The organism is Streptomyces sp. NPDC037288, assembly GCF_055603265.1.
Genome location: NZ_JBVJVY010000218.1, coordinates 1 through 1,330, shown reverse-complemented (window position 1 = coordinate 1,330; position 1,330 = coordinate 1). Strand labels below are relative to the sequence as shown.

The following is a 1,330-nucleotide window of genomic DNA, read 5'->3' as shown; positions in this document are numbered from 1 at the left end:
CTCAGGGAGGGCAGCGAGGAATATCTGAACTCGGAGAAGTACCAGCTCAGGACGCGTGACTGGGAGGCCGCCGCACGCGAGGGCCGCACCATCGCACCTCTCATCACCAAGCTCAACGCGATCCGTCGGCAGCACCCCGCGCTCCAGCGCCTGCGGAACCTCCGTTTCCACCGGACCGACAACGACGCCGTGCTCGCCTACAGCAAGAGCACGGGAACGGACACGGTCATCGTGGTCGTCAATCTCGACCCGCAGCACACCCAGGAGGCCACGGTCTCGTTGGACATGCCGCAACTCGGCCTGGACTGGAACGCCGCTCTGTCCGTGCACGACGAACTGACGGATGAGACGTACCACTGGGGCAGGACCAACTACGTGCGTCTGACGCCGGGCAGCGCGCCGGCGCACGTGCTCCACGTCGGGCGGGCGACGCCCCGGAACGGAGGGCCCTCAGCGTCATGACCGTCAACGAACCCGTACTGGACACCTTCGAGGACACTCCCGCCAAGGACCGGGACCCGGAGTGGTTCAAGCGTGCCGTCTTCTACGAGGTCCTGGTCCGCTCCTTCCAGGACAGCAACGGCGACGGCGTCGGCGACCTGAAGGGCCTGACCGCCAAGCTCGACTATCTGCAGTGGCTCGGCGTGGACTGCCTGTGGCTGCCGCCGTTCTTCAAGTCGCCGCTCAGAGACGGCGGTTACGACGTCTCCGACTACACCGCGGTCCTGCCCGAGTTCGGTGACCTCGCCGACTTCGTGGAGTTCGTGGACGCCGCCCACCAGCGCGGCATGCGCGTCATCATCGACTTCGTCATGAACCACACCAGCGACCAGCACCCGTGGTTCCAGGAGTCCCGGAAGAACCCCGACGGCCCGTACGGGGACTACTACATGTGGGCCGACGACGACACGCAGTACGAGGACGCCCGGATCATCTTCGTCGACACCGAATCCTCCAACTGGACCTTCGACCCCGTGCGCGGCCAGTACTACTTCCACCGCTTCTTCTCGCACCAGCCGGACCTCAACTACGAGAACCCGGCGGTGCAGGAGGAGATCCTTGCGGCGCTGCGCTTCTGGCTGGATCTCGGCATCGACGGGTTCCGGCTGGACGCGGTGCCGTACCTGTACGCGGAGGAGGGCACCAACTGCGAGAACCTGCCGGCCACCCACGCGTTCCTGAGGCGGGTGCGCAAGGAGATCGACGCGATGTACCCGGACACCGTGCTGCTGGCGGAGGCCAACCAGTGGCCCGAGGACGTCGTCGACTACTTCGGCGACTACGCCTCCGGCGGCGACGAGTGCCACATGGCGTTCCACTTCCCGGTGAT

2 protein-coding genes are annotated in these 1,330 nt (G+C 66.2%); both read left to right on the top strand.

Features of this window, described 5'->3' with window-relative positions:
• The coding region (locus ACZ7GZ_RS43390) for an alpha-glucosidase C-terminal domain-containing protein (protein WP_471033379.1) at positions 1-462 on the top strand (462 nt) is incomplete at its 5' end.
• On the top strand, positions 459-1,330 hold an 872-nt coding region (locus ACZ7GZ_RS43385), incomplete at its 3' end, for an alpha-amylase family glycosyl hydrolase (protein WP_471033377.1). The genes ACZ7GZ_RS43390 and ACZ7GZ_RS43385, both read left to right, overlap by 4 nt.